The organism is Bacillus cereus group sp. BceL062, assembly GCF_051780025.1.
GTDB lineage: Bacteria > Bacillota > Bacilli > Bacillales > Bacillaceae_G > Bacillus_A > Bacillus_A toyonensis.
Map to the genome: position 1 here is coordinate 175,417 of NZ_JBPWGY010000009.1, position 26,366 is coordinate 201,782.

Here is a 26,366-nt window from a genome sequence, read left to right on the forward strand (position 1 = left end):
ACGAGCGAATGAAGTCGCTCGTTTTTTTGTTTTGTCCCGTAAAAGCCCAATGGATAAAGGTTGATTGAAGTTTCACTTTATATATGTCAATAAATACATAATAAATATTTTTTCAGTTGTAACAAATATGACGAAAATTAAATATAACAATTCACAAAAAGGACAAAAACTTTGCTCAATATTTCACAAAGTATCCATGGTTTCTATCGTGGGAATCTCTATAATTAAGAGTGTAAAGAACAAAAGAAATAGATTATATGATCAATTAGGAGAGATTGCTATGAAAAGAAATACAAGAAAAATTGCAATTATCGGTACTGGATTAGTTGGATCAAGTTGTGCATATTCCATTGTAAATCAAGGCATTTGCGAAGAACTATTATTAATTGATATAAATCATGAACGTGCAGTTGGGGAAGCGATGGATTTATCACATTGCATTAACTTTACAAATACAAGAACAAAAGTATATGCAGGAAGCTATGAAGACTGCAAAGATATGGACATCGTTATTATTACAGCGGGACCAGCACCAAAACCTGGACAAAGTCGCTTAGATACTTTAGGAGCGAGTGCGAAAATTATGGAAAGTGTTGTTGGCGGCGTAATGGAAAGTGGATTTGACGGTATTTTCTTACTTGCATCGAACCCAGTTGATATTATTACATATGAAGTGTGGAAATTATCTGGATTACCTAGAAATCGTGTGATCGGTACTGGTACATCACTAGATTCTTCTCGCTTAAGAACAATTCTATCTGAAATGTTACATGTAGATCCTCGTAGTATTCATGGGTATTCATTAGGAGAACATGGTGATTCTCAAATGGTTGCTTGGTCTCACGTAACTGTTGGTGGAAAGCCGATTCTACAAATTTTAGAGGAGCAAAAAGAACGATTTGGTGAAATAGATTTAGATGAAATTGTTGAGAAGACTGCAAAAGCAGGATGGGAAATTTATAAACGAAAAGGTACTACTTATTACGGAATCGGAAATTCTCTAGCGTATATTGCGAGCTCAATCTTTAATGATGATCACCGTGTAATTGCTGTATCAGCTATTTTAGATGGGGAGTACGGTGAGTATGATATTTGTACAGGGGTGCCAGCTATTATTACTAGAGATGGTATGAAAGAAGTTGTAGAACTAAATTTAACAGAGGATGAAGAATCTCGATTCGCAAAATCAAACGATATTTTACGTGATTATATGAAAACAATTGGTTACTAACTTATAGGAGAAGGTGAAACAAATGAAGGAATATATAATGTCTCGTGTATTTAAAGCATCAGCTGGAATCGCACAAGGTATTTTCGTATCCCTTGGAATTGGTTTACTAATCGAAAATATAGGAAGAATTGTTGATATTCCATTGCTTATTACAATCGGAGTTGTTGCAAAATCACTTATGGCACCAGCCATTGGTGCCGGAATTGCTTTTATGCTCGGTGCAAACGGTCTTGTTATCTTTTCAGCGATGGTAGCCGGAGCGATTGGTGCCGGATCCATTTCAATTACTGAAGCGGGTCTAATCATTAAAACAGGTGAGCCAATCGGTGCATTATTAACAGCAACTTTAGCTGTATATATTGGTAAACGTTTAAGTGGAAAAACTGCGTTAGATATGATGCTCGTTCCATTTGCGGCCATATTAGGTTCTGGTTTAGTTGGTATTTGGTTATCTCATAATATTACTCCTGTTTTAAATACAGTTGGAGCATTTATCAAAGATAGCTCAGCTGGTAGTCCGTTTATCGCTTCTATCGTCATTGCAGTAGTTTGGGGGCTATTACTTATCTCTCCAGCTTCATCAGCTGCATTAGCGATCGCACTTAGCTTAGATGGCGTTGCAGGTGGTGCAGCTCTAGCAGGATGCGTTGCTCAGTTTATCGGATTCTCTGTAATCTCAGCGAAAGAAAATAATTTAGGTGGCATATTAGCTCAGGCGCTTTGTACTCCGAAAGTACAGTTGCCAAACATTACTAAAAATCCAATGATTCTCGTCCCGACTGTCGTCGCTAGTGCGATAGTCGGCCCAGTATCGGCATTAATTTTCCAACTAGAAGCAGGGAAAGAAATCGCTGGTCTTGGATTAAGTTCTCTTATCGCACCAATTAATTTAATTTCCAGTCAAGGATGGGGAGTTCTTCCAGCTATGGCAATCACTTATATCATCATTCCAGTAGCTGTTTCTTATATACTTTACATTGCTCTTAAAAAAGCAGGTCGTATTCATTCTGGTGATATGACTGTACCGCAATCTTAATTTGAAAATCTCCTTAATAATAGATAAAAGCAGACTGAAGAAGCCACAGTCTGCTTTTTTGTTATGTTACATCTTATGATTTTGTTTTACTGGAATGCGTACTGTTTCTTTTGCTAATAAGAGCTGAACGCCGAAGTATAATATACTCGCGAGCGTCATTCCAGAAACAGCATCTACAAATGCATGTTGCTTCGTAAATAGTGTTGATAAAATGATAAGTGTACCGAAGAAAGTAAGGATGTAATATTCAAAAGCATGTTGCTCTCTACGCTTAAAGGCAGCTAACATAATTACAAATGTAGTAAGAACGTGAATGCTAGGGAAACAGTTTACCGGTTGATCGATACTATAAATATAGCGAACTAGTTCAGAAAATACGTCTGTTCCAACGACGGTTGGACGTGGTACAGTTGTCTGCCAAAAATAATAAATAGAAAAACAAGCAAGTTTGCCAAGAATTACACTACTTAAAGTAACGTAATATTGCTTTCGATCAGCAAAGCAGTAATAAATAAGTGCGCCGTATAAGTAAGGAAACCAAAGTAAATAAGGAATAATAAATGCTTTTACAAATGGAATCCAATCATCTACTACAGTTGTGACATCTACTGCGTGAACAGTTGATTTATTTAATACGTCGTAAAGGGGACTTACGAGTACGAGTAGAAGTATATAACTTAACGGAAGAAAAGATGAAAGTTTAAATTTCTTCATGATAATCTCCTATGTTTAGTAATGTAGGTAAATTCAATTGATTATAATATAGAAACGTAAATTGGGCTATCGATTTTACTTACATTTTCTTGAATTAACCTTACGTTTTTGTCACTTGACTTAAAAGAAGGGGAGAGTGCTATATGAAGCGTTTATCGTATTTCTTATTTTTTATATTGATATGCCTAGTGAGTGCGGGGTGTGCAAAGGATAAAGAAGGAGAGAAATTAGAATATAACGGGAGAGCACTCGTAATTGGAGTTGTTGGAGAAAAACCGAAAGATACGTTTAGAAATATAAAGTTTGAGGAAATGAAGTTAGAGGAACTGGAAAAGAAATCTAAGGAAGTGGATGGTTTTCTAATAATGAAAGATCACTTTCAAGAAGCCTCAACAGAGCAGTATAAAAGTATATTTTCATCGCTAAAGAAACCAGTGTTTTTTATCGGTTTGCAAGATAAATCATATTCAACGTTTATTACGAAAGGGATAGAGTATAACAGTGCACGAAAAGATGTAAATGCTATGTATACGCAAGGCTTTGCAAATATCGGAAGTGGTGAAGGACAACAATGGGCAGTTGGTTTATCAAATGGTGGAAATACTGAAGAAAGCATTCATAATATGTATATCGTCGTATTTCAAACAATTGCAGATTATTTGAGTCGATGAATAAGGAGCCTGTAAACGAGGCTTCTTATTTTTTAAGCAGAAGCACATATAACAATATGATCGAGAAGCTTACGAAAGCATTACAACGTATGCGAGATGCATTCCCTGCTATAATGATACCGATTTATAATTTTATATCAGCTATTGCAGATTTAATTATAAAGTTTTAATAAAGCGCATCCAGGAATCGGTTATATAGTGGTTCAAATGATTCCGTTATTTATGCGATTACTTGTTGGGATTGCTAAGGCTATTTTGTCCTACACTAGTAGGTTTTTTTTATTAACAGTAATTCCTCAATATTCATGGAATATGCAAATGTGCATATTGTATTTATTTGGATTTTTTGTATGTTAAAATCAAATATAGGGATTTTTGTATATAACGAATTGAAATCAGAAATATCCAATGAATTTTGAGAGGTGTTACATGTTTAAAAACAAGAAATTAATTCGATTTGGTCTAACATTACTTGTATGTTTATTTGTAATTGATTTTACAATCAGTTATTTTCAAGCATATCTTGAATCAGCGGCAGGTATTAAATGGGTAATATCAGAAACTTGGAGAACTATTTTGTTAGATGCCCCTGAAAGTATATTGGTTATTTTAGGCGCAATTGCTTTATATGATTTTACAAAAGAAACATCTCCAAAAGACGCATCAATTTAAATGCGTCTTTTTTATTTCATTCAATTAGCAATTTCGTGGATGGTAGTTTTGCTATCAATAATAGGAAATTATGTCATACAATGAAGATAATATTAGAAATTTATGAGGAGGATTACGTTGGGGAAATTTTTAATTAGTTATGCTGCAAGTTTGCTTGCTTTTATTATTATATGGTTCTTAATACCGTATATTTCTAATCCTAGTTATTCTTACGAGAATGATTTACCTAACATATTTGGATTCATTATAATTCTCATTATATTTGGTAGTATATTAGATCTTGTAGCTTGCCTAATTGGAGAAGTATTATACAGAAACATAAAACAATGTAGGAAGTTTCGATTTGGAATTCCTGTATTTATAGGACTCGCTCTTATCTATATATGTATACTCTCTCTTTTTACTATTACAAGTGCATATGCTTCTAGTTTAGTTGCACCTATCATTATGGGGTGCTTAGCTTTTTATTTAGTACGTAGAAAAATATAATTAACTTCAACTAACGATAATTATGTAAATGAGATAGTGGCGGTTCCGCAAAGATTTTGAATAAACTAAGAAAAAGTAGAGGACTATACATTTCTGCTTTAATAAAGGATACGTTTACCTTTATATTTCAGTCAGTAATTTAAATTTCATATTCTCAGGAGCAGTTACTTTGGCGTTATTGAGGATAGGTTTAATAACTTTTTTATGGGCTCACTACTACAGTCAAAATCGTTAGTTCCTTTTATCTGTACGCCTTTGTCATTTAAAGTATTTTCAGGTTTTGTGACCATAGGCTGAAATGGTTAAATAAACGTTTGTTTAAGATGTATGTTCGGTAGGAAGAAACCGATGCAGCTCAAGGGCTAACAAAGAAAAAGGGGAATGAATCAAACGTTTGTTTAAGATGTATGTTCGGTAGGAAGAAATCGATGCAGCTCAAGAGCTAACAAAGAAAAATAGGAAGTTAATCAGACGTTTGTTTAAGATATATGTTCGGTGAGGGATGAGAGAAGAATCTACAAAAAATATATATTTATTTTTTTCTAACAAATGGCGGAAAAATAAGAAAAATTGCAGGATTATTAAAAATTATCACGAAATAAGTAAAAGTTTAGCGAATAATCGTTTGAAATAATAAAACGTTTTCTATATGATAAAGGTAAAGGTTAGTAAAAAAGTAGGTGAATTTATGACAGTAACATTTTATTCATATCCAAAGTGTGGCACATGTCAAAAGGCAAAGAAATGGTTTGAGGCAAACGATGTAGCATATGAGATGATTCATATTGTTGAAAATCCACCGTCAAAAGAAGATTTACGTAATTTACATGTAAAAAGTGAATTACCATTAAAAAAATTCTTTAATACAAGTGGAATGCGTTACCGCGAACTTGGTCTAAAAGATAAGTTGAAAGATGCAAGCGAGGACGAAATGTATGAGCTTTTAGCATCTGATGGCATGTTGATTAAACGTCCAATTGTAACAGATGGAACGAATGTAACACTTGGTTTTAACGAAGAGCAGTTTGAAAGTGTGTGGAAAAAGTACCAATAAGGTATTTTTACATAATTAATACATTCACTGGAGGTACAGTCATGAGCATTCCAAATAATTTACGTTACTCTGAAGAACACGAATGGGTAAAAACTGAAGGTAATGAAGTTGTAATCGGTATTACTCACTTTGCACAAGGTGAGCTAGGCGATATCGTATTCGTTGAACTTCCTGAAGTAGGTGCAACAATCGAAGCTGACGAGCCATTCGGAAGCGTAGAATCTGTTAAAACAGTTTCTGAATTATACGCACCTGTAAGCGGTAAAGTTGTAGCAGTAAACGAAGAATTAAGTGACCAACCAGAACTTGTAAACGAATCTCCATACGAGGGTGCATGGATGGTTAAAGTTGAACTTTCTGATGCAAGCCAAGTTGAGAAGTTATTAACTGCAGAAAAATATGCAGAAATGACAAACCAAGACTAATTTTAGTCAACTGAAGGACAGCCTTTGTGCTGTCCTTTTTATTTTGTGCTACATAATGAGTTGAAAAGCACATATATATGAATCAATTATCATGTGAGAGTACATTAATGGGAAATCTATTTAGTGGAGTTCCATGCTTTTTACAATCTAAACGAGCCGCTTCCGCTTTTCATTGTCTAGCTCCAGCGGCTAGAACAGTCGGTCATTTCACCCCTTCACTTGAGGCAAAAGGCGCCTCTAGTTCAGGAGTTCCAATTGCCCTCTTGTTCTGAACAAGCCGCTTCCGCTTTTCTTTTGCAAAAATAAACAGGAAACAACATGAAAATAACGAATATACTATATACTAAGTTAAAGGTTGTATAGTATATGGTGATCGGGTGATGACATATGATTTATGTAGAAAAAGTCATTATTGTAGAAGGTAAATCAGACAGAAGAAAGATTGAATCTATTATTCGTGAACCGGTGGAAATTGTTTGTACAAATGGTACAATTGGTTTGTCGAAAATGGATGAGCTCATTGATCAGTTTTTTGATAAGGACGTATATGTGCTAGTGGATGCTGATGATGCTGGAGAAAAGTTAAGGAAACAGTTTCGAAAAGAATTTCCGCAAGCAGAGCATATTTATATTGATCGCTCGTACCGAGAAGTGGCGACTGCACCTTCTTCACATTTAGCAAATGTATTATGGGGAGCTGACATTGACGTTTATACAGAATATTTACGGTAAGGAATGATAGAAGTGATTGACTGGACAGGAGCCGAAGCTACAGCCCTAATAGAGAATGAAGAAAAAACAGTGCTATATGTATATACACCAATGTGTGGAACATGCCAATTAGCAAAGAAGATGTTAACGGTTGTCGAGATGACGATTGAAGAGTTGAAAATTGGAATGTTAGATTTAAATTATGCTCCGCATTTAGCGAAAGAGTATGGAATCGAAAGTGTGCCTTGTTTACTTGTTTTTGAAAATGGGACACTAATGAAGAAGATATATGCATTTCATTCGGTTGAATATTTATATACGGAATTAAAGTAGGCGGCAAAGTTTTTGCCGCCTCGACATATTTCTTGGGAAATATGTCGACATGCGGGATGGATACAGTATTTGTCGAGCGAAAGTAACAGGATTGCTCTTTAGTGAGAGGGAAATGGTATGTAATAGAAAGTGATATGAAGGATGTGATTTAGGGTGAAATTATATTCTTTGCTTCAATCATTTGTAAATTACGCTAACGGTCAATATCATTTAGAACCGCTTTTAAGACAAGGAGAAAAAACTGTTAATTTCCGCTTTGGAGATGAAAGTTGTTCATTACAAATTTCAAGAGATTATATAGAATTGTCACAAGAGGCAAGAGGAACGGAACAAATTGTGTGCTTAGATGAAGAGGATGTAAAACAATTAGTGAACGGAAATGTAAGATTGCAAATGTTAATGAACGATGGACGTGTGCAATATTCGGGAACATATCGAACGATGCTATTAGTTGAATCGATGTTTCATATATGTAAACCGATGTCAGTAGGTGCTTAAAATTCTGAAGTTTCTTGTTTTGTGAAAATTCTTGTTGACATGACGTGTGGATATTGATACAATTCAATTCATAAAATATAGACAATTTCATAAATTACAAATCAGACGAAAATTAAATCTGATTTCTCTTATCAAGAGAGGTGGAGGGACTGTGCCCTGTGAAGCCCGGCAACCGTCAACTTATGTTGAAATGGTGCCAATTCCTGCAAAGCGAATGCTTTGAGAGATGAGAGAGAGGGATAATGTTGTTATATACGCATATAAACCTTTCTGCTTCTCTAAAGCGGAAAGGTTTTTTTGTTGTTTGAATGTGGAGGACATTCAAACAATAAGAGGAGCTATGGCGATAGATTACACGCATGAAAAATAAAAAAATTGCGGAGTCTATCCAAAGTTTTATGAAATCCAGCTCCAGCGGCTAGAACAGTCGGTCGTTTCATCCCTTCCTATGAGGCAAAAAGCGCCTCTACGTCAGGGATTCGGGCGTCCTCTTGTTCTAAACGAGCCGCTTGCGCTTTTTACTTAAAAAAGGGGTGAACATCATGATCTTATTAGAAAATGTAAAGAAAATATATAAGGCAAAAAGCGGTGATGTCACTGCTGTAGATAACGCCAATTTAAAAATAGAAAAAGGCGAAATATTTGGTGTTATCGGATATAGTGGTGCTGGGAAAAGTTCTTTAATAAGGCTGTTTAATCAGTTAGAGAAACCAACTTCTGGCCAAATTACAATTGCAAATCGTGTCATTTCAGCAATTACAGGAAGTGAACTTCGTAAGGCAAGGCAAGAAATTGGAATGATTTTTCAGCACTTCAACTTACTTTGGTCACGAACTGTACGCGAAAATATCGCATTTCCACTTGAGATTGCAGGTGTTGATAAGGAGAAGAGAAGAAAACGTGTTGATGAGTTAATTCATCTCGTTGGATTAGAAGGAAGAGGAGACGCGTATCCATCCCAGTTAAGTGGTGGACAAAAGCAGCGTGTTGGGATTGCTAGAGCGTTAGCTAACAACCCACAAGTGCTTTTATGTGATGAAGCAACGTCAGCACTTGATCCGGAAACGACAGATCAAATTTTAGATTTACTACTTGATATTAATAAGCGTCTCGGTTTAACAATTGTATTGATTACACATGAGATGCACGTAATTCGAAAGATTTGTAATCGTGTTGCGGTAATGGAGAAAGGGAAAATCGTAGAAACAGGTCCAGTACTTGACGTATTCCGTAATCCACAGCAAGACATTACGAAACGCTTTGTACAGCAGTTAACAGATTCTGAAGATACAAACGAAACAATTGAAAGTTTAATTGAAAAATATCCAGATGGCAAAGTAATTCGCTTGCAGTTTATCGGTGAGGCTGTAGAAAGACCAGTACTTCAAAGATTAATGCAACGCAGTGATATAGAAGTTAGCATTTTGCAAGGAAATATCGCACAAACGAATAACGGTTCTTACGGAAGTTTAGTTGTTCATTTAAATGGTGAGGAAACAGCAATCCAGCAAGCGATAGAGGGAATACATCAAGATCAAGTAGAGCTGGAGGTGATTGCACATGGATAAGTTACTCGTAAATGTTGATTGGAACCAAATGTTAGAAGCAACTGGTGAAACGTTATATATGACGGCAATCGCAGCGCTTGCCACATTTGTTTTAGGACTCATTTTAGGATTGTTACTCTTTATGACATCGAAAGATAATTTATGGGAAAACAAAGCGGTTAATACAGGGATTGGAGCCTTCGTAAACATATTCCGTTCTATACCGTTCATCATTTTAATTATTTTATTAATTCCATTCACAAAGATTATCCTTGGAACAATTCTCGGGGCTAGTGCAGCATTGCCAGCTTTAATTATTGGAGCGGCACCATTTTACGCAAGAATGGTTGAAATCGCACTTCGTGAAATTGATAAAGGTGTAATCGAAGCTTCAAAAGCAATGGGGGCAAAAACAAGCACAATCATTTTAAAAGTGTTAATTCCAGAATCATTACCAGCGTTAGTATCTGGTATTACGGTAACGACAATTGCTTTAGTAGGCTATACAGCAATGGCGGGAGTTGTTGGTGCTGGTGGTCTTGGAACACTCGCTTACTTAGAAGGATTCCAGCGTGGAAATAACGATGTAACAATCGTTGCGACAATTTGTGTGTTGCTAGTTGTATTTTTCATTCAGTGGATTGGTGATAGTGTAACGACTCGAATAGATAAAAGATAATGAAAACAGGAGGGTATTTCAAATGAAAAAATTATTACTTACAGCACTTATTTCAACTTCAATTTTTGGGTTAGCTGCTTGTGGCGGGAAAGATAAAGATGAAAAGAAACTAGTTGTTGGGGCTTCTAACGTACCGCACGCTGTTATTTTAGAAAAAGCAAAACCGTTACTTGAGAAAAAAGGGATTGAGCTAGAAATTAAAAAATTCCAAGACTATGTGTTGCCGAATAAATCGTTGGCGGATAAGGATTTAGATGCAAACTACTTCCAACACATTCCGTATTTAGAGAAAGAAATAAAAGATAAAAAGTATGACTTTGAAGTAGCAGGGAAAATTCATCTAGAACCAATTGGTGTATATTCTCAAAAATATAAGAGCTTAAAAGAACTTCCTGATGGGGCGACAATTATTATGAGTAATTCTGTTGCTGATCATGGACGTGGTTTAGCAATTTTACAAAAAGAAGGTATTTTAAAAATTAAAGATGGAGTAGATCCAGTTAAAGCGACTCCGAAAGATATTGCGGATAATCCGAAAAATCTAAAATTCAAAACGGATATCGAGCCTGGTTTATTACCACAAGTGTATAACAATAAAGAAGGCGACGCTGTTCTAATTAACTCTAACTATGCAATTGATGCGAAATTAAACCCAGAAAAAGATGCGATTGCAATTGAAGGTAGTGATTCTCCGTATGCTAACATCGTAGCAGTTCGTAAAGGGGATAAAGATAAGAAAGAAATTAAAGCTCTTGTAGAAGTGTTGCACTCTAAAGAAATTGAAGACTTTATTACTAAAGAGTATAAAGGGGCAGTTGTTCCTGTAAAAGAATAATTGTTTGAAGAAGGGCTGGTGTATGCCGGCTCTTTTTTTCTAACTACATACCTATAGGGGAGAAGGGGATATCAGATGAAAAAGATTATACTGTCAGTTGTTACAGCGCTATCTGTATTTACATTAGCTGCTTGCGGGGGAAAAGAGGAAAATAAGCTTGTCGTTGGAGCTTCTAACGTGCCGCACGCTGTCATTTTGGAGAAAGCACAGCCAATATTAGAGAAAAAGGGTATTAAATTAGAGATTAAAAAGTTCCAGGACTATGTGTTACCGAATAAAGCGTTAGCGGATAAAGAAATTGATGCGAATTACTTCCAACACATTCCATATTTAGATAAAGAAATTCAAGAAAAAGGATATAAAATTGTAAACGCAGGAAAAATTCATTTAGAACCAATGGGCATTTATTCTAAGAAATATAAAAGCTTAAAAGACCTGCCAGAGGGCGGAACAGTTATTATGAGTAATAACGTGGCTGAGCGCGGCCGTATGTTAGCACTATTACAAAAAGGTGGCGTTATTAAGCTTAAAGATGGAGTAGATGTTGTTAAGGCGACAGTAAAAGATGTTGTAGAAAATCCGAAAAACTTAAAGTTTAAAACAGATGTTGAACCTGGACTGTCACCGAAGCTGTATGAAAATAATGAGGGAGATGCTTTATTTATTAATTCAAACTATGCAATTGATGAGAAATTAAATCCAACAAAGGATGCAATTACGATTGAAGGATCAGACTCTCCGTATGCAAATATTATTGCAGTTCGTAAAGGTGACGAGAAGAAAAAAGAAATTAAAGAACTGGTAGAAGTATTGCATTCAAAAGAAATTCAGGATTTTATTACTAGAGAATATAAAGGTGCTGTACTTCCGGTAAGTGAATAAACGTAAGGAAAGGACTGGGAATTTATCAGTCCTTTTTTCTTTATATATATAAGAAGAAAGGTGTATCATATAAGGATGCAAAGGAAATACTTATATACATTTGTGAAAAAATTGTTACTTTTTTTCGTCGTTTGCGATATCATTTTATTTGATATAAAATTAGAATGAGAATAAAATGAGAATATGAACGTTTTAGGAATTTTTAAAATGTATATATAGGATTAATGGAGGTATTGAGATGGCTGGTTCTACATTAACGGTTAAAGACTTACACGTATCAATTGACGGCAAAGAAATTTTAAAAGGTGTAAACCTTGAAGTAAAAGGTGGAGAAATCCACGCAATTATGGGACCTAACGGAACAGGTAAATCAACTTTATCTTCTGCAATTATGGGTCACCCAAAGTATGAAGTAACAGAAGGTAGCATCATCATTGACGGTGAAGATGTATTAGAAATGGAAGTAGACGAGCGCGCACAAGCAGGTCTATTCTTAGCAATGCAATATCCAAGTGAAATTAGCGGAGTTACAAACGCTGACTTCTTACGTTCTGCGATTAACGCACGTCGTGAAGAAGGCGATGAAATTTCTCTTATGAAATTTATCCGTACGTTAGATAAAAACATGGAATTCCTAGAAATGGATCCAGAAATGGCACAACGTTACTTAAATGAAGGTTTCTCTGGCGGTGAGAAAAAACGTAATGAGATTCTTCAATTAATGATGATTGAGCCAAAAATTGCAATCTTAGACGAAATCGATTCTGGTCTTGATATCGATGCGTTAAAAGTTGTATCTAAAGGTATTAACCAAATGCGCGGCGAAGAGTTCGGTTGCCTAATGATTACGCATTACCAACGTTTATTAAACTACATCACTCCAGACTTCGTTCACGTTATGATGAACGGTCGTATCGTTAAATCTGGTGGACCTGAGCTTGCACAACGTCTAGAAGCTGAAGGTTACGACTGGATTAAAAAAGAATTAGGTATTGAAGACGAAACAGCAGAGCAAGAAGCGTAAGAGAGGAGCATAAACATGACAATCGGTACATTACCTTTCGATCAAGAAACAATCCGTCAGCGCGCTAGCGAAGTAAACGAAGCTGCTTGGTTGACTGAGTTCCGCTTACAAGCTCTTGCACAAGCAACAGAACTTCCAATGCCAACGCCTGATAAAACGAAAATTGAAAAATGGGACTTTATCGGAAAAGGCGACGCTGCTAAGCAAGAGCCTGTAAGTTCTTTAACAGAGCTTCCAGAAGCAGTGAAAAACTTAATCGATGAAAATAACAGCGTATTAGTACAACGTACTGGTACAACTGCGTTCGTTTCTTTAGCAGACGAAGCAAAAGAAAAAGGTGTTATTTTTACAGACATCGTAACAGCTGCAACAGAGCATGCTGAACTATTACAAAAGTATTTAATGAAAGACGGCGTGAAAGTAGACGAGCATCGTCTAACTGCACTTCATGCTGCATTAATCAACGGCGGTGCATTCGTATATGTTCCGAAAAACGTTGTTCTTGAAACTCCACTTCAAGCTGTATTCTTAGTAGACGGCGAAGAAGCTAACGTATATAACCACGTATTATTCGTAGCTGATGCGAACAGTACTGCAACTTATGTAGAAAACTATGTTGCAAATGAAAATGCTAAAGGTATTGCAAATATCGTAGCAGAAGTAATCGTGGAACAAGGCGCACAAGTGAAATTCGGTGCGGTTGATTTATTAGCAAAAGACGTAACAACTTACGTTAACCGCCGCGGCATTGTAGGACGCGACGGCCGCATTGATTGGGCTCTAGGCCTTATGAATGACGGAAACACAATCTCAGAGAACGTTACGAACTTAATGGGCGACGGTTCATATGCTGATACGAAAACAGTAACAATTGGCCGTGGTAACCAAACACAAAACTTTACAACTAAAGTTGTTCACTTCGGTAAACACTCTGAAGGTTGGATTTTAAAACACGGTGTACAAAAAGATAGTGCAACATCTATCTTTAACGGAATTGGTAAGATTGAACACGGTGCATCTAAATCAAATGCACAACAATCTTCTCGCGTTCTTATGTTAGACGAGAAAGCTCGCGGAGATGCAAACCCAATTCTTTTAATTGACGAAGATGATGTAATGGCAGGTCACGCAGCTTCAGTAGGGCGCGTAGATCCGTACCAATTATACTACTTGATGAGCCGTGGTATTCCAAAACGCGAAGCAGAACGTTTAGTCATCCATGGATTCTTAGCACCTGTAGTAAATGAGCTTCCAATTGAAGGAGTAAAAGCACAGCTTGTTGAGGTAATTGAAAGGAAAGTTCGCTAATGAATATTCATGAAATACGCAAACAGTTTCCAATTCTTGATCAAAAAGTGAACGGCAAACAACTTGTTTATTTCGATAGTGCAGCAACTTCTCAAAAACCAATTCAAGTCATTGAAACGTTAGAACGTTACTATAAAGAATATAATTCTAACGTGCATCGCGGTGTTCATACGCTCGGTACGAAAGCTACTGACGCGTATGAAGGTGCACGTGAGAAAGTTCGCAAGTTTATTAACGCGAAATCAATGGAAGAGATTATTTTCACGCGCGGAACGACAACAGCATTAAATACAGTAGCGGCTAGCTATGGTCTTGAAAATGTAAAAGAAGGCGATGAAATCGTTATTTCTTACATGGAACACCATAGTAACATCATTCCGTGGCAACAAGTTGCGAAGAAAACTGGCGCAACTTTGAAATACCTTCCGCTTCAACTAGACGGTACAATTTCTTTAGAAGATGTTCGTCAAACTGTTACACCGAATACAAAAATCGTTTCTATTATGCACGTGTCAAACGTACTTGGAACGATTAACCCTGTAAAAGAAATCGGAGCAATCGCTCATGAAAACGGTGCAATCATGATCGTTGATGGAGCACAAAGTGCACCTCATATGAAAGTGGATGTACAAGATTTAAACTGTGATTTCTACGCATTATCTGCTCATAAGATGTGCGGACCAACAGGTGTCGGCGTATTATATGGTAAGAAAGAATTGCTAAACAATATGGAACCAATTGAATTTGGTGGTGAAATGATTGATTTCGTAGACTTACAAGAATCTACGTGGAAAGAGCTTCCGTGGAAGTTCGAAGCAGGTACACCGATTATCGGTAATGCAATCGGACTTGGTGCGGCAATTGATTTCCTAGAAGAAATCGGTCTTCATAATATTGAAAAGCATGAACATGAATTAGCGCAATACGCTTTAGAAAGACTATCAGAAGTAGATGGCGTTACAATTTATGGTCCAAAGCATCGCGCTGGCCTAGTTACATTTAATATTGAAGACGTACATCCTCACGATGTAGCAACAGTATTAGATGTGGAAGGCATTGCAGTTCGCGCAGGACATCACTGTGCACAACCGCTTATGAAGTGGCTAAAAGCTTCTTCAACAGCACGTGCGAGCTTCTATTTATATAATACAAAAGAAGAAATTGATACATTTGTTGAATCGCTAATCAAGACAAAGGAGTATTTCACAAATGTCATTTAATAATTTAGATACGTTATATCGTCAAGTTATTATGGATCATTACAAAAATCCTCGTAACCATGGCGTGTTAGAAGATAGTGTTACCGTTAACTTGAACAATCCAACTTGCGGCGATCGTATTCAACTTACGATGAAAGTAGAAGAAGGTATTGTGCAAGAAGCGAAGTTTGAAGGAGAAGGATGTTCCATCTCAATGTCTTCAGCTTCAATGATGACACAAGCAGTAAAAGGTAAGAAAATTGAAGAGGCACTTCAGCTTTCTAAAATTTTCTCTGATATGATGCTAGGAAAAGAGTACGATGACAGCATCGATTTAGGAGATATTGAAGCATTACAAGGCGTATGCAAGTTCCCTGCACGTATTAAATGTGCAACATTAGCGTGGAAAGCGTTAGAAAAGGGCTTAAACGAAGATAAGTAATGTTAAAGGTTCCTAAAAACGAGGTTATCTAAGGAGGGACACACCAACATGGCGAAGCAACTGCCAGATATCGGCGATTACAAATATGGTTTCAAAGACAAAGACGTTTCGATTTTCCGTGCTGGACGCGGTTTAACAAAAGAAATCGTTGAAGAGATTTCACGTATGAAAGAAGAACCACAGTGGATGTTAGACTTCCGTTTAAAATCACTGGATAAGTTCTATGAAATGCCAATGCCACAATGGGGCGGCGACTTAAATGACTTAGATTTCGATGAAATTACGTACTACGTAAAACCATCTGAGAAATCTGAGAAGTCTTGGGATGAAGTACCTGATGAAATTAAAGCGACATTTGATAAATTAGGTATTCCTGAAGCTGAGCAAAAATATTTAGCTGGTGTATCTGCACAGTACGAATCTGAAGTTGTATACCACAACATGAAAGAAGACCTAGAAGCTCTAGGAATCGTCTTCAAAGATACAGATAGCGCATTAAAAGAGAACGAAGATATTTTCCGTGAGCATTTCGGAAAAGTAATCCCACCAACAGACAACAAATTCTCTGCATTAAACTCTGCAGTTTGGTCTGGTGGATCATTCATCTACGTTCCAAAAGGTATTAAAGTTGATACACCACTTCAAGCGTATTTCCGTATTAACTCTGAAAATATGGGACAATTCGAGCGTACGCTTATCATCGTAGACGAAGGCGCACACGTACACTACGTAGAAGGTTGTACAGCACCTGTTTACACGACTAACTCACTTCACAGTGCGGTAGTAGAAATCATCATTAAGAAAGATGCATATTGCCGTTATACAACAATCCAAAACTGGGCGAACAACGTATACAACCTAGTTACAAAACGTGCGGTTTGTGAAGAAAACGCAACGATGGAATGGATTGACGGTAACATCGGATCTAAATTAACGATGAAATACCCAGCAGTTATCTTAAAAGGCGAAGGCGCTCGTGGTTTAACGTTATCTATCGCGATTGCTGGTAAAGGCCAACACCAAGATGCTGGTGCGAAAATGATTCACTTAGCACCAAACACTTCTTCAACAATCGTTTCTAAATCGATTGCGAAGCATGGTGGTAAAGTAACTTACCGTGGTATCGTACACTTCGGACCAAAAGCGAAAAACTCTCGCTCTAACATCGAGTGTGACACGTTAATCATGGATAACCAATCTACATCTGATACAATTCCTTACAACGAAATCAAAAACGATTACGTTTCACTTGAGCACGAAGCGAAAGTATCGAAAGTATCAGAAGAACAATTATTCTACCTAATGAGCCGCGGTATTTCTGAGCAAGAAGCTACAGAAATGATCGTAATGGGCTTCATCGAGCCATTCACTCGCGAACTTCCAATGGAATACGCAGTTGAAATGAACCGCCTAATCAAGTTTGAGATGGAAGGTTCTATTGGTTAAATAGAAACGCGGAGCCGACTGTTCAGCCTCGTTGGCTAAGGTTCTTAGACATGAGGGTCTAGGAGGCGAAGCTGGATAATATTTAAAAGTGGAAGCAGCTTATTCTAGCCGCTAGAACTGGATAATATATGTATGAAGAAAGCGTCCTGCTGTGCAGGGCGCTTTTTTATTTGTTATTTATCCCGCATTAACGGGCAGTAAGACCCCCACCTCAAAATTCAGTGGAAGCAAAGAAGTTAGGTGGGGGCGGGCTGCCCGTAAAAGCCTTCACCAATCGGAGATGGGGAAAGAGATACCCGGGTGGGTGTTCGGCTAAATATATCAACGATTTTTCAAATATATCGATCATAAATGGGAATATATCAACGATTATTTCAATATATCAACGTTTCGACAAGGAATATCGATTTGTCGACAAAGTAAGACAAAAGAAAAACCTCACATACCCCAAACATTTTATAAGAACAGAGAACGACTAGATTTAAGACAAAGATACTGACAAATCCACTTGACCAACCACCCACTGAATTCTCTATTAAACTTTTTGACCAATCCCCCACTTCACCATCTAAAATCCTTTAACACCAACTAGAAAAAACAAAAGTTTCCATATTAAAAGGACAATCTTTTGCTTTTTCTCATAATGCGAGTACAATGTAAAATAGCAAGAAAAGACGAAAAGTATTTACAGGATTATTGCGTACGTATAGCGTAAATGGCAGTAAGGAATTGAGAGGAGGTTTTTTCTCTGAATATAAATAAAGAAACAATCATCCACCTTTATCATACAAACGATATACATAGTCATTTTGAAAATTGGCCGCAAATTTCTCGGTTTGTACAAGGGGAGAAAAAGCGAAGACAGGAAGCGGGAGAGACTGTTTATACTGTGGATATTGGCGATCATGTGGATCGTTTTCATAGTATTTCGGAAGCGACAAATGGGCTTGGAAATACGAAGCTTTTAAATGAGGCGTTATATGATTATGTAACGATTGGAAATAATGAAGGAATTACGTTAGCGAAGGAGCATTTGAATCGTCTATATGATGATGCTGGATTTGAGGTGCTCGTCGCGAATTTATTTGAAAAAGAAGGTACACGTCCAGCATGGGCAAAGCCTTATAAATTACATACAACGACAGATGGAATTACGATTGCTTTTATTGGATTAACGGTAGCATATCCCGAGTTTTATCAAATGTTAGACTGGCAGATTGAAGATCCAATTGAGCATTTAGAATCCATTTTAGAAGAAGTGAAAGATGAGGCGCATATTAAAGTTGTCCTATCTCACCTTGGAAAAAGCATGGATGAGTATATGGCGGAGCATTATGATATAGATGTTATTTTAGGTGCACATACGCATCATTTATTTGAGCGCGGTGTTCTTATGAATAATACTTTACTTTGTTGTTGTGAAAAGTGGGGCCGTTACGTTGGGCACGTGCAGCTTACTGTGGATAAAGAGACGAAGAGACTGTTGAAGAAGGACGGTAGAGCGATTAAGACAGAGCGGTTAGGTGCTTATAGTAAACCGTTATCCACAATTGAAATGCTGCAGGAAGAAAGTAAGCATATCATGGCAGAGCCTGTCGTTCATTTAAAGGAATCATTACCAGTTGATTGGTTTCATGAGACATCATTTTCGCACATGTTAGCAAATGCGCTGAAAACGTGGTGCGGTGCAGAGATTGGAATGGTGAACGCTGGTGTACTTCTTGAGGGATTAGAAGAAGGTGTTGTGACGCGCGGAGATATTCACAGAATTTGTCCACATCCAATTAATCCATGTGCGTTGAAAGTGTCAGGAAAGACATTAAGAGAAGTGATCTTGAAAGCACGCCGCCCGAATATGGAGAATCTTGAGGTGAAAGGATTCGGATTTCGAGGAAAAGTGATGGGGAAAATGATTTACGCTGGTGTAGAAGTCATTCCAGATACGATTCCAGGCAATAAACTTTTACTGGAAGATGTATTAATTAACGGAGAATCGCTAGAGTTAGATCGTATATATACGGTAGGAACGATTGATATGTTTACATTCGGCTACTTATACCCAGAGCTATCCACACTTTCTGACAAACAATATTATATGCCAGAACTACTTAGAGATGTGTTAACAGACATGTTAATAACTCATACATCTTCCGTCAAACTATAGGCTAGTTAACTTGTAACACTCATTTTTCTCTTGTCATACAGATAAGAAAGAGAGGAGTGTGAACTATGGTTAATGTAGAGCCTATTATAATCGATAATTATACGTTTATTGCGGTTAGTGTAAAACTTCCAAAGACAAATTTGCTAGCTGTAATGAGCGATAAAGGATATATTATGTGTGGTGCATTAGATGTAGGTCTTTTAAATGAGAAGTTAGGTGATCGGGGAATTATTGCTGGCCGTGCGGTTGGTGTAAGAACGATTGAACAACTTCTTGAAGCACCGTTAGAATCCGTAACGACTGGAGCGGAAGCGTTAGGTATTCCAGTAGGAACGATTGGAAAAGAAGCGTTATTAAAAATGAGATAAGCATATATCGTCCCTCCTTCTTGCATAGAAATGATATAAGAAGGAGGTTTTTTTATGAGCATATTTCGTTCGAAAAATTCGCGGTTTCGAAGGGGACCTATTTCCTTTCGGTACATACTGCTTATGTCGTTTATTCTTTTTGTGATATTACTAATGCAAGGATTATGGATTGTGAATAACAGCATTCAGCCAACGTTAATGAAATATGGGGAAGTAGAGACGCATAAAATGGCGACAGCAGTCATGACGAAGGCGGTAAAGGATAGAATTAATGAAGGATTCGACGTCGATTCATTAATGAAAGTACAAACGGATCGGAACGGAAGAGTATCTACAATTAATTTAAATACAAAGCAAGTAAATGAAATCGTAACATCAACGACCACATACATAGAAAAATATTTACAGCAAGTAGAACAAGGGAATTTGAAGGAGCTAGGTATTTCTGAAAAAAACGGGGCGACTATGGCAGTTCCTTTTGGTCGTGTAACGGATAATGTGCTTTTCGGAAATATGGGGCCAGATATTCCGATTGATTTCACGACAATCGGTCATGTAAACACGGATATTAAACAAAAAATTGAGCCGCATGGGATTAATAATACAGCGATTCAAATTGTTATGGAGATGGAAGTAACGTTGCAAGTGATTATTCCATTTCATACGAAAGAAATAAAAGTGAAACAAGATGTTCCGATTGCAACGCGCATTGTTCAAGGAGAAGTGCCTACTTATTATGGAAGTGGTGGCGTTGTTGTACCGGATAAAAAGAAAACGGATAGTTAGCGAATATAAAGTGAAACTTTAATCAGTGGGGGGCTTTTACGGGCAGTTGATCCCCAACCGACCGAACTCCCTTGCTTTCGCTGAATTTTGAGGTAGGGGTCTTACTGCCGGACAAATAGCGGGATAAAAAATAACCGTAGCAATCTGCTACGGTTATCGTTTTGTATTTGCTCGTTCTTTGCGTTCCCACAAGCTTAAATGCATGTATGGATCGAATGCCCATTCTGTATAGCCATTGTCTTTATACATGCCAAAATGTAAGTGGGGCGGAAATTTTCCGGCTGTACCAGGAGGTCCATAACCGGTGCTACCAACAAATCCGATTACTTTTCCTGGCTCAACAATTTGTCCAAGCTGTATTTCTTTTGAGAACCCGCCTAAATGAGCGTAATAATGGTAATTGTTATGAAGGTCGCGAATACCAATGCGCCATCCACCAAGGCGGTTCCAACCTTTCGTTTCAATAATGCCATAGCAAGTCGATTTTACTGGCACGCCATATCCGGCAAAAATATCGGTTCCTTCATGAATCCTTCTGCCGCCAAAACTTCTTCCAGCGCCGAAAGTACTCCGATAGCTATGGTCACTACGAATCGGAAGAGGAAAAGCATTTCCTTCTAAATTAATACGTCCATAATGTTTATAAATTTGGGCGTATTCACTAATTAAATCAACTGTTTTTGCACGTCTATAATATTCCCAGAGCATAATTTTAATACGGTCTTCTGACGTTCCTTGTTTCCTTAAAATAGTCGCTGCGGTATGCAGAAGATCACGGTCGCTATTTGCATTTGCAAATCCATCTTTGTCACCATCTAAACCTATTCCGCCAAATAGAGAAATTGTATGGGGGAGAGTATCGTTACTATTAATAGGTCCAGCCCATATTTCTGGTTTGAAATAAAGGGAAATGATGGCATCTGGTTTTTTCGGAATATCTTTTCTTACGCTCCGTATATTTCTTTCATATTGATCCATTGCAGCTAAGTAATACCATGGAATGCCTGAAGACTGCTCGGTTTCTTTATATAGTGCCATGCGCTTTTCGTATATGCTTTGCTGATTATCTTCACCGTAAGCGATGTTTTGGTGGAGAAGAAAACAAATAGAAAGCAAAAGAGAAATTTTTCGAAGCATGAAATAGACTCCTTTCACAACATCACTCTTTTTAGTGTGGGATATACGGAGTATTTCATTATAGGGAACGATTGGAAAAAATCTTAGAATCTTCATTTGAGCAAATCGCTTTCATACGTTAGAATAGATATGTTACATTGAAAGAAGCGAACACGGTAAACTATTTCATATTGTGCGGAGTTGATAACCATGACAAAACAAACAGAATATAAGCGCAAGCCCGAATGGTTGAAAATTAAGTTAAACACGAATGAAAACTATACAGGCTTAAAGAAAATGATGCGTTCTAAAAATCTTCATACCGTTTGTGAAGAGGCAAAATGTCCGAATATTCATGAATGCTGGGCTGTAAGAAAAACAGCAACATTTATGATTTTAGGTGCGGTTTGTACACGTGCTTGTCGTTTTTGTGCGGTTAAAACAGGCTTACCAACGGAGCTTGATTTACAAGAACCAGAACGCGTAGCAGATTCAGTAGTACAAATGGGCTTAAAGCACGTCGTTATAACAGCGGTTGCACGTGATGATTTAAAGGACGGGGGAGCAGCTGTTTTTGCTGAAACAGTACGCGCAGTACGTCGTAAAAACCCATTCACGTCTATCGAAGTATTACCATCTGATATGGGTGGAGTAGAAGAAAACTTAAAAATGTTAATGGATGCAAAACCAGATATTTTAAACCATAACATTGAAACAGTACGTCGATTATCTGACCGAGTTCGCGCTAGAGCAAAATATGAACGTTCATTAGAGTTTTTACGTCGAGCGAAAGAAATGCAGCCTGATATTCCAACTAAATCGAGCATTATGGTGGGCTTAGGTGAAACGAGAGAAGATTTAATTGAAGCAATGGATGACTTACGTGCAAACAATGTGGATATTTTAACTCTTGGGCAATATCTACAACCATCTAAGAAGCATTTACCAGTTCTTAAATATTACCCACCAGCAGAATTTGCAGAGCTTAAAGAAATTGCACTTAGCAAAGGATTTAGCCACTGTGAAGCTGGTCCACTTGTACGTTCTTCTTATCATGCGGACGAGCAAGTACGTTCTGCAAAAGAAAAAACAGCAGAAGCCAAATAATGAAAAAAGAGAGCTAACCATTAGCTCTCTTTTTGTTTGTACTCTAAAACAGTATTTGGGCATGTGAATACAATTTTTTTTAATTCCTCTGTGGATAATTCAATTGTAAATTCGGGTACACCAGGTGTAATCAAAATTTTATCGTACGTATAAATGGAACTATCCACAATAATCGTTACATCTTGTGAATAACCGAAAGGAGCTACACAGCCAGGGGTGCAACCAGTTTTTTCTCGTAACTCATGTGGAGAGCAAAGTGATAAGCTTTCTCCTGTTATTTCTTTCATTTCTCCTCGGTCGAGCCGAGTACCCTCTAACGTAAAAAATACGAAATAATCTCCGGATTTTGATTTTAAAAATAAGCTTTTACTTGGAGTACCTTGCAAACCGAGTCTTTCACGCACGATACGATCTGTCTCATAATCAAGCACTGGCTCGTGTTCAAACTTTTCATAAGAAATATTTGTTTTATGTAGTAAAGAAAGTACATCTTCATACATATGGAATGATACCCCTCTCTATTGTTAATACAGTCTCTTCTCGTGGCGTCAACTGAGTGTTTTGGAAAGGGATACTACTTGGACGATGCTTCCCATAATCGCTTTATGATACTTTGTTCACCAATTGTAATTTCGTAAACATCAGGATTCGTTAAAGTTCTCCATTCATTAAAGCCGATCGTATGATCAAAGTGCTTTAAAATGAGTGTAAGTAAGTTTCCATGTGTAACGAGTAGTGTTGTAGTATGGTTTAATTTTAAAACGTCTTGGATAAGCGATATAGCGCGGTCCGTCGCTTGTTTTGTTGACTCTCCGCCTGAAAAGGCAATATCTATGTTTGTAAAAGTAGATTCTAGTTTTGGCATCCAATCATCCATCGGAACGTTGCTTAATATACGTTCAGCTAATCGTTCATCCTCTTCGATAGATAGGTTAGCTTGGAGCGCATAGGGCCGAATAGAATCGATAGCTCGGACAAATGGGCTCGAAATAATATGATCTATTTGTAGCTGATTTTCTAAAAGGAATGTAGCAAGGATATTAGCTTGATTTTTTCCGGCAGTCGTTAATTCGGCATCACGTTTTTGTCCAGTTGCGGAACAATGTCGTATTACAATAATTTTATTCATAATTCATCCCCATCTTTCAAGTTGACGCTATATACTTCGACAAATGTGGAAAAAATTCCTTTTTCTTGGAAACGGACTAGCGATTTAAGTATGTGGAAAAGTAATGTGGATAAAAAAAATTGAGGTGTCACTATGAAAAAATGATGTGCATTGTATTCATTATTTGTTTTCTTATGCAATTATCCACAACATATGCAGAATCCAATGAAAAGTTAGATTATCCAAGCAATCGAAATAAGCCATTTGTGAGTGAGGATGTGTTTTATAAACAGTTAGATAAGAAAATTTATAAAGAATACAAAAATGTAGCATATAGTGTTCGTAAAAAAATCTCATTTAAAGAAGTGCCTGATGAAGAATTTTCTTTCCTACAAAAAACAGCTGTCGGTTGTCGAAGTAGAGTGGTGCTTCAAGATTTTTTTGTTCACCCTGATCGCCAAGTGTACTTCTTTGCTTCTTTTACTCAAAATGAAGTAGAAGAGTTTCATAAGTATATCGTTATAGATGCAGAAACAAAGAGGGAGCTGCAAGAGGGCAAAAGTTATCATCATTGTGATAATCCTTATAAAGTGAAACTTTAATCAGTGGGGGATTTGTCCACTGATTATTAGTTGAACCAATCGGGCAGTTGATCTCTCGCCTAACTTCTCTGCATTTGCCGAACTTTGAGGTGAGAGTCCTACTGCCCGTTAGTGCGGGGTAAAAAATAACCCACCAACTGGTGGGTTATTTTTTACTCCGACACACTCATTAATTTCACTTTCATTTTGCGAATCACAACGAGAGCACAAATTGTTAGTAGAAGAGTAATCCCTTCTGCAGCAAAGATGTTGATCGTTTTTGTTTGGTAAAGTGCTGCGAAAAAGTCTACAAATGCGTGGAATAATATAGCATATACAAGGAAGATGTACTTCTTTTGTTTTACTGCGTATAAAACAAGCATTGTAAAGGCAATTTGCAATACGAGTGCCATAATTCTTTCTACGCTACCAAGGAAGTAAAAATAGGCAGGCTGCTCGATTAACATGTCCTTTACAAGATTTAATTGAGGTAGTTTTTCTGCCATTTGAGCGAAGCTACCATCGTTAATAGCATTTGCGAATATGAGAGTTTGCAATGCAGAGAATCCGCCAACTAAAATAGATTCTATCCCGCCGTGACCAATTCCGTAAGCAAAGCCATCTTTATATTCTAGATATTTTTTTAGTAGGAAGAAGAAGGCAACGAAGCGTCCTAATTCTTCAAAAATACCAGCAGTTAGCCCGCCATAAAGTGCGAAGACGAATGGATTTTCTAAAAATGGAGCGATTGCTGGATTACCGCGCATAAATAGGTGAAATGGTGTTTCGAGAATTTGGGTAAATCCGATAAAGATAAGAACACCAACTCCGACCACTTTCCAATTAATATTATATTTTTTACGGAAATAAACGAGTACAATAATTGGGACCAGAACCGAAACAACGAGTTGCATAATGATGCTGGCAATTACAGTATTTGAAACCATACTTTCACCGCTTTCTAATATATGTACATATCTATTATGCATGAAATATGGGAGAGATGAAACTTTTAGAGATAAATTGAAACTTTAATCAATGGGAGTGTTGTCTATTCCCCGAATTTTGAGGTGAGGGTATTACTGCTCGCAAATAGAGGGATAAAATGAATTTACTTATTGACTCTAACGTAGCGTCATACTTTATCGTATGTATTAAGGGGGAGATACAAATGACAATGAGAGTAAAAGAAGTAGCTGATTTAGTTGGAATTAGTGTGCGCACACTGCATCATTACGATGAAATTGGGTTGTTAACCCCAGACGAGACGACAGAATCTGGATATCGTCTGTATTCTGACGAAAATTTAGAGACACTGCAGCAAATTTTATTTTTTAAAGAGCTAGGCTTCCCTTTGAAGAAAATTAAAGAAATTATCATGAGTCCGTCATTTGATCGCGAAGAAGCATTACAGCTTCATAAGAAAATGCTTCTTGAAAAACGTGCGAGGTTAGATAAGGTGATTGCGACGATTGATAAAACAATTCAGCATACAAAAGGAGAGATTGAAATGACGAACAAAGAGAAATTTGAAGGATTTGATTTTAGCCATAACCCATATGAAGAAGAAGCGCGTGAAAGATGGGGAGATACAGCTGTAGATAAAGCGAACGAATATGCAAAAGGTATGTCAAAAGAGAATCAGGAAGAGTTTAATACTATTTACAGAAATTTAGCGGCGCTTAGACATGGTGCACCTGATTCTAAAGAGGCACAAGAAGCTATTAAAGTATGGTATGATTACTTGCAAAACTTTGGTGAATATTCATTAGAAGCCTTCAAGGGACTCGGTCAAATGTACGTCGCTGATGAGCGCTTCACGAAAAATATTGATAAGTTTGGCGAAGGGTTAGCACAGTTTATGTGTGATGCGATGGAGGTTTATGCGGATCGTAATAAAAAATAAAAAGTAAAACAGGTGGAGGTTTTCTCCACCTGTT

The 26,366-nt window shown here is 37.2% G+C and carries 31 protein-coding genes and 1 riboswitch; of the genes, 26 read left to right on the forward strand and 5 right to left on the reverse strand.

Annotated elements, in window-relative coordinates; genetic code table 11:
• Positions 1-280: 280 nt before the first annotated feature.
• Both ACS2MN_RS20935 and ACS2MN_RS20940 read left to right on the forward strand, forming a co-directional pair.
• On the forward strand, positions 281-1,231 hold the full coding sequence (locus ACS2MN_RS20935; RefSeq protein ID WP_000828231.1) for an L-lactate dehydrogenase: 951 nt from the start codon (positions 281-283) through the stop codon (positions 1,229-1,231).
• Positions 1,232-1,253: 22 nt separating this feature from the next.
• Complete coding sequence (locus ACS2MN_RS20940) at positions 1,254-2,267, forward strand: PTS transporter subunit IIC (protein WP_000666180.1); 1,014 nt, start codon at positions 1,254-1,256, stop codon at positions 2,265-2,267.
• A gap of 66 nt (positions 2,268-2,333) precedes the next feature.
• Here ACS2MN_RS20940 and ACS2MN_RS20945 read toward each other — a convergent pair whose 3' ends face one another.
• Complete coding sequence (locus ACS2MN_RS20945) at positions 2,334-2,981, reverse strand: phosphatase PAP2 family protein (protein ID WP_000713778.1); 648 nt, start codon at positions 2,979-2,981, stop codon at positions 2,334-2,336.
• Between the two features lie 143 nt (positions 2,982-3,124).
• On the opposite strand from ACS2MN_RS20945, the gene ACS2MN_RS20950 reads away from it, so the two are divergent.
• The 21 genes from ACS2MN_RS20950 (at position 3,125) to yunB (ending at position 20,514) form a co-directional block, all read left to right on the forward strand.
• A complete protein-coding gene (locus ACS2MN_RS20950) occupies positions 3,125-3,652 on the forward strand; it encodes a hypothetical protein (RefSeq protein ID WP_000826881.1) in 528 nt (175 codons plus the stop codon).
• Between the two features lie 429 nt (positions 3,653-4,081).
• Complete coding sequence (locus ACS2MN_RS20955; RefSeq protein WP_000475828.1) at positions 4,082-4,324, forward strand: DUF3937 family protein; 243 nt, start codon at positions 4,082-4,084, stop codon at positions 4,322-4,324.
• A 117-nt stretch (positions 4,325-4,441) separates the two neighbouring features.
• Positions 4,442-4,813, forward strand: coding sequence for a hypothetical protein (locus ACS2MN_RS20960; protein WP_000514474.1), 372 nt, complete (start codon positions 4,442-4,444; stop codon positions 4,811-4,813).
• A 688-nt stretch (positions 4,814-5,501) separates the two neighbouring features.
• The gene (locus ACS2MN_RS20965; protein ID WP_000218972.1) at positions 5,502-5,867 is read left to right on the forward strand and encodes an arsenate reductase family protein; all 366 of its coding nucleotides are present in this window, start codon (positions 5,502-5,504) and stop codon (positions 5,865-5,867) included.
• Between the two features lie 41 nt (positions 5,868-5,908).
• Entirely contained in the window at positions 5,909-6,292 is a 384-nt protein-coding gene (gene gcvH, locus ACS2MN_RS20970; protein ID WP_000026896.1) for a glycine cleavage system protein GcvH, read from the forward strand.
• Between the two features lie 77 nt (positions 6,293-6,369).
• The gene (locus tag ACS2MN_RS20975; protein WP_180232146.1) at positions 6,370-6,564 is read left to right on the forward strand and encodes a hypothetical protein; all 195 of its coding nucleotides are present in this window, start codon (positions 6,370-6,372) and stop codon (positions 6,562-6,564) included.
• Between the two features lie 115 nt (positions 6,565-6,679).
• On the forward strand, positions 6,680-7,024 hold the full coding sequence (locus ACS2MN_RS20980; protein ID WP_000640865.1) for a toprim domain-containing protein: 345 nt from the start codon (positions 6,680-6,682) through the stop codon (positions 7,022-7,024).
• 3 nt (positions 7,025-7,027) lie between these two features.
• Complete coding sequence (locus ACS2MN_RS20985) at positions 7,028-7,336, forward strand: thioredoxin family protein (protein WP_002039867.1); 309 nt, start codon at positions 7,028-7,030, stop codon at positions 7,334-7,336.
• Positions 7,337-7,489: 153 nt separating this feature from the next.
• Positions 7,490-7,834, forward strand: a complete 345-nt coding sequence (locus ACS2MN_RS20990) for a hypothetical protein (RefSeq protein ID WP_098708976.1) — start codon at positions 7,490-7,492, stop codon at positions 7,832-7,834.
• 125 nt (positions 7,835-7,959) lie between these two features.
• Positions 7,960-8,067: riboswitch (SAM riboswitch) on the forward strand.
• A 309-nt stretch (positions 8,068-8,376) separates the two neighbouring features.
• A complete protein-coding gene (locus ACS2MN_RS20995; protein ID WP_000601772.1) occupies positions 8,377-9,402 on the forward strand; it encodes a methionine ABC transporter ATP-binding protein in 1,026 nt (341 codons plus the stop codon).
• Positions 9,395-10,060 carry a methionine ABC transporter permease gene (locus ACS2MN_RS21000; protein WP_000359560.1) on the forward strand — a complete coding sequence of 222 codons (666 nt, stop codon included), beginning with the start codon at positions 9,395-9,397 and terminating at the stop codon, positions 10,058-10,060. Before ACS2MN_RS20995 ends, ACS2MN_RS21000 begins: the two co-directional genes overlap by 8 nt.
• A 22-nt stretch (positions 10,061-10,082) precedes the next feature.
• The gene (gene metQ, locus ACS2MN_RS21005) at positions 10,083-10,895 is read left to right on the forward strand and encodes a methionine ABC transporter substrate-binding lipoprotein MetQ (protein ID WP_000735100.1); all 813 of its coding nucleotides are present in this window, start codon (positions 10,083-10,085) and stop codon (positions 10,893-10,895) included.
• Positions 10,896-10,970: 75 nt separating this feature from the next.
• Positions 10,971-11,777 carry a methionine ABC transporter substrate-binding lipoprotein MetQ gene (gene metQ, locus ACS2MN_RS21010; protein ID WP_346994805.1) on the forward strand — a complete coding sequence of 269 codons (807 nt, stop codon included), beginning with the start codon at positions 10,971-10,973 and terminating at the stop codon, positions 11,775-11,777.
• A gap of 238 nt (positions 11,778-12,015) precedes the next feature.
• Positions 12,016-12,801, forward strand: coding sequence for a Fe-S cluster assembly ATPase SufC (gene sufC, locus ACS2MN_RS21015; protein ID WP_000929162.1), 786 nt, complete (start codon positions 12,016-12,018; stop codon positions 12,799-12,801).
• Between the two features lie 15 nt (positions 12,802-12,816).
• Positions 12,817-14,109 (forward strand): Fe-S cluster assembly protein SufD, encoded by a 1,293-nt coding sequence (sufD, locus tag ACS2MN_RS21020; RefSeq protein ID WP_000152176.1) that lies wholly within the window; start codon positions 12,817-12,819, stop codon positions 14,107-14,109.
• Positions 14,109-15,329 carry a cysteine desulfurase SufS gene (gene sufS, locus ACS2MN_RS21025; protein ID WP_001020759.1) on the forward strand — a complete coding sequence of 407 codons (1,221 nt, stop codon included), beginning with the start codon at positions 14,109-14,111 and terminating at the stop codon, positions 15,327-15,329. The genes sufD and sufS overlap by 1 nt, the downstream gene beginning before the upstream one ends.
• Positions 15,319-15,750: a Fe-S cluster assembly sulfur transfer protein SufU gene (sufU, locus tag ACS2MN_RS21030; RefSeq protein ID WP_000009523.1), complete on the forward strand. Its 432-nt coding sequence runs from the start codon at positions 15,319-15,321 to the stop codon at positions 15,748-15,750. The genes sufS and sufU overlap by 11 nt, the downstream gene beginning before the upstream one ends.
• Before the next feature lie 48 nt (positions 15,751-15,798).
• Positions 15,799-17,196 carry a Fe-S cluster assembly protein SufB gene (sufB, locus tag ACS2MN_RS21035; RefSeq protein ID WP_001118824.1) on the forward strand — a complete coding sequence of 466 codons (1,398 nt, stop codon included), beginning with the start codon at positions 15,799-15,801 and terminating at the stop codon, positions 17,194-17,196.
• A 772-nt stretch (positions 17,197-17,968) separates the two neighbouring features.
• Positions 17,969-19,360 (forward strand): bifunctional metallophosphatase/5'-nucleotidase, encoded by a 1,392-nt coding sequence (locus ACS2MN_RS21040; RefSeq protein WP_087949225.1) that lies wholly within the window; start codon positions 17,969-17,971, stop codon positions 19,358-19,360.
• 65 nt (positions 19,361-19,425) lie between these two features.
• Positions 19,426-19,728: a YunC family protein gene (locus tag ACS2MN_RS21045; RefSeq protein WP_000248467.1), complete on the forward strand. Its 303-nt coding sequence runs from the start codon at positions 19,426-19,428 to the stop codon at positions 19,726-19,728.
• Between the two features lie 54 nt (positions 19,729-19,782).
• The gene (gene yunB, locus ACS2MN_RS21050) at positions 19,783-20,514 is read left to right on the forward strand and encodes a sporulation protein YunB (RefSeq protein ID WP_043322472.1); all 732 of its coding nucleotides are present in this window, start codon (positions 19,783-19,785) and stop codon (positions 20,512-20,514) included.
• Between the two features lie 153 nt (positions 20,515-20,667).
• On the opposite strand, the gene ACS2MN_RS21055 is transcribed toward yunB, so the two are convergent.
• Positions 20,668-21,651 carry a M23 family metallopeptidase gene (locus tag ACS2MN_RS21055; protein ID WP_053514368.1) on the reverse strand — a complete coding sequence of 328 codons (984 nt, stop codon included), beginning with the start codon at positions 21,649-21,651 and terminating at the stop codon, positions 20,668-20,670.
• A gap of 189 nt (positions 21,652-21,840) precedes the next feature.
• Here ACS2MN_RS21055 and lipA point away from each other — a divergent pair, with 189 nt between their 5' ends.
• The gene (gene lipA, locus ACS2MN_RS21060) at positions 21,841-22,737 is read left to right on the forward strand and encodes a lipoyl synthase (RefSeq protein ID WP_000166372.1); all 897 of its coding nucleotides are present in this window, start codon (positions 21,841-21,843) and stop codon (positions 22,735-22,737) included.
• 20 nt (positions 22,738-22,757) lie between these two features.
• Here lipA and ACS2MN_RS21065 read toward each other — a convergent pair whose 3' ends face one another.
• The gene (locus ACS2MN_RS21065) at positions 22,758-23,237 is read right to left on the reverse strand and encodes a YbaK/EbsC family protein (RefSeq protein ID WP_000272757.1); all 480 of its coding nucleotides are present in this window, start codon (positions 23,235-23,237) and stop codon (positions 22,758-22,760) included.
• A 74-nt stretch (positions 23,238-23,311) separates the two neighbouring features.
• Entirely contained in the window at positions 23,312-23,866 is a 555-nt protein-coding gene (locus tag ACS2MN_RS21070) for a histidine phosphatase family protein (RefSeq protein ID WP_001033548.1), read from the reverse strand.
• Between the two features lie 140 nt (positions 23,867-24,006).
• Here ACS2MN_RS21070 and ACS2MN_RS21075 point away from each other — a divergent pair, with 140 nt between their 5' ends.
• Positions 24,007-24,447, forward strand: a complete 441-nt coding sequence (locus tag ACS2MN_RS21075; RefSeq protein WP_043322470.1) for a hypothetical protein — start codon at positions 24,007-24,009, stop codon at positions 24,445-24,447.
• A 152-nt stretch (positions 24,448-24,599) separates the two neighbouring features.
• Here the strand turns inward: ACS2MN_RS21075 and ACS2MN_RS21080 are convergent, their stop codons facing one another.
• The gene (locus ACS2MN_RS21080; RefSeq protein WP_015001083.1) at positions 24,600-25,415 is read right to left on the reverse strand and encodes a YhfC family intramembrane metalloprotease; all 816 of its coding nucleotides are present in this window, start codon (positions 25,413-25,415) and stop codon (positions 24,600-24,602) included.
• 182 nt (positions 25,416-25,597) lie between these two features.
• Here ACS2MN_RS21080 and ACS2MN_RS21085 point away from each other — a divergent pair, with 182 nt between their 5' ends.
• The gene (locus ACS2MN_RS21085; RefSeq protein WP_000178763.1) at positions 25,598-26,332 is read left to right on the forward strand and encodes a MerR family transcriptional regulator; all 735 of its coding nucleotides are present in this window, start codon (positions 25,598-25,600) and stop codon (positions 26,330-26,332) included.
• Positions 26,333-26,366: the final 34 nt, after the last annotated feature.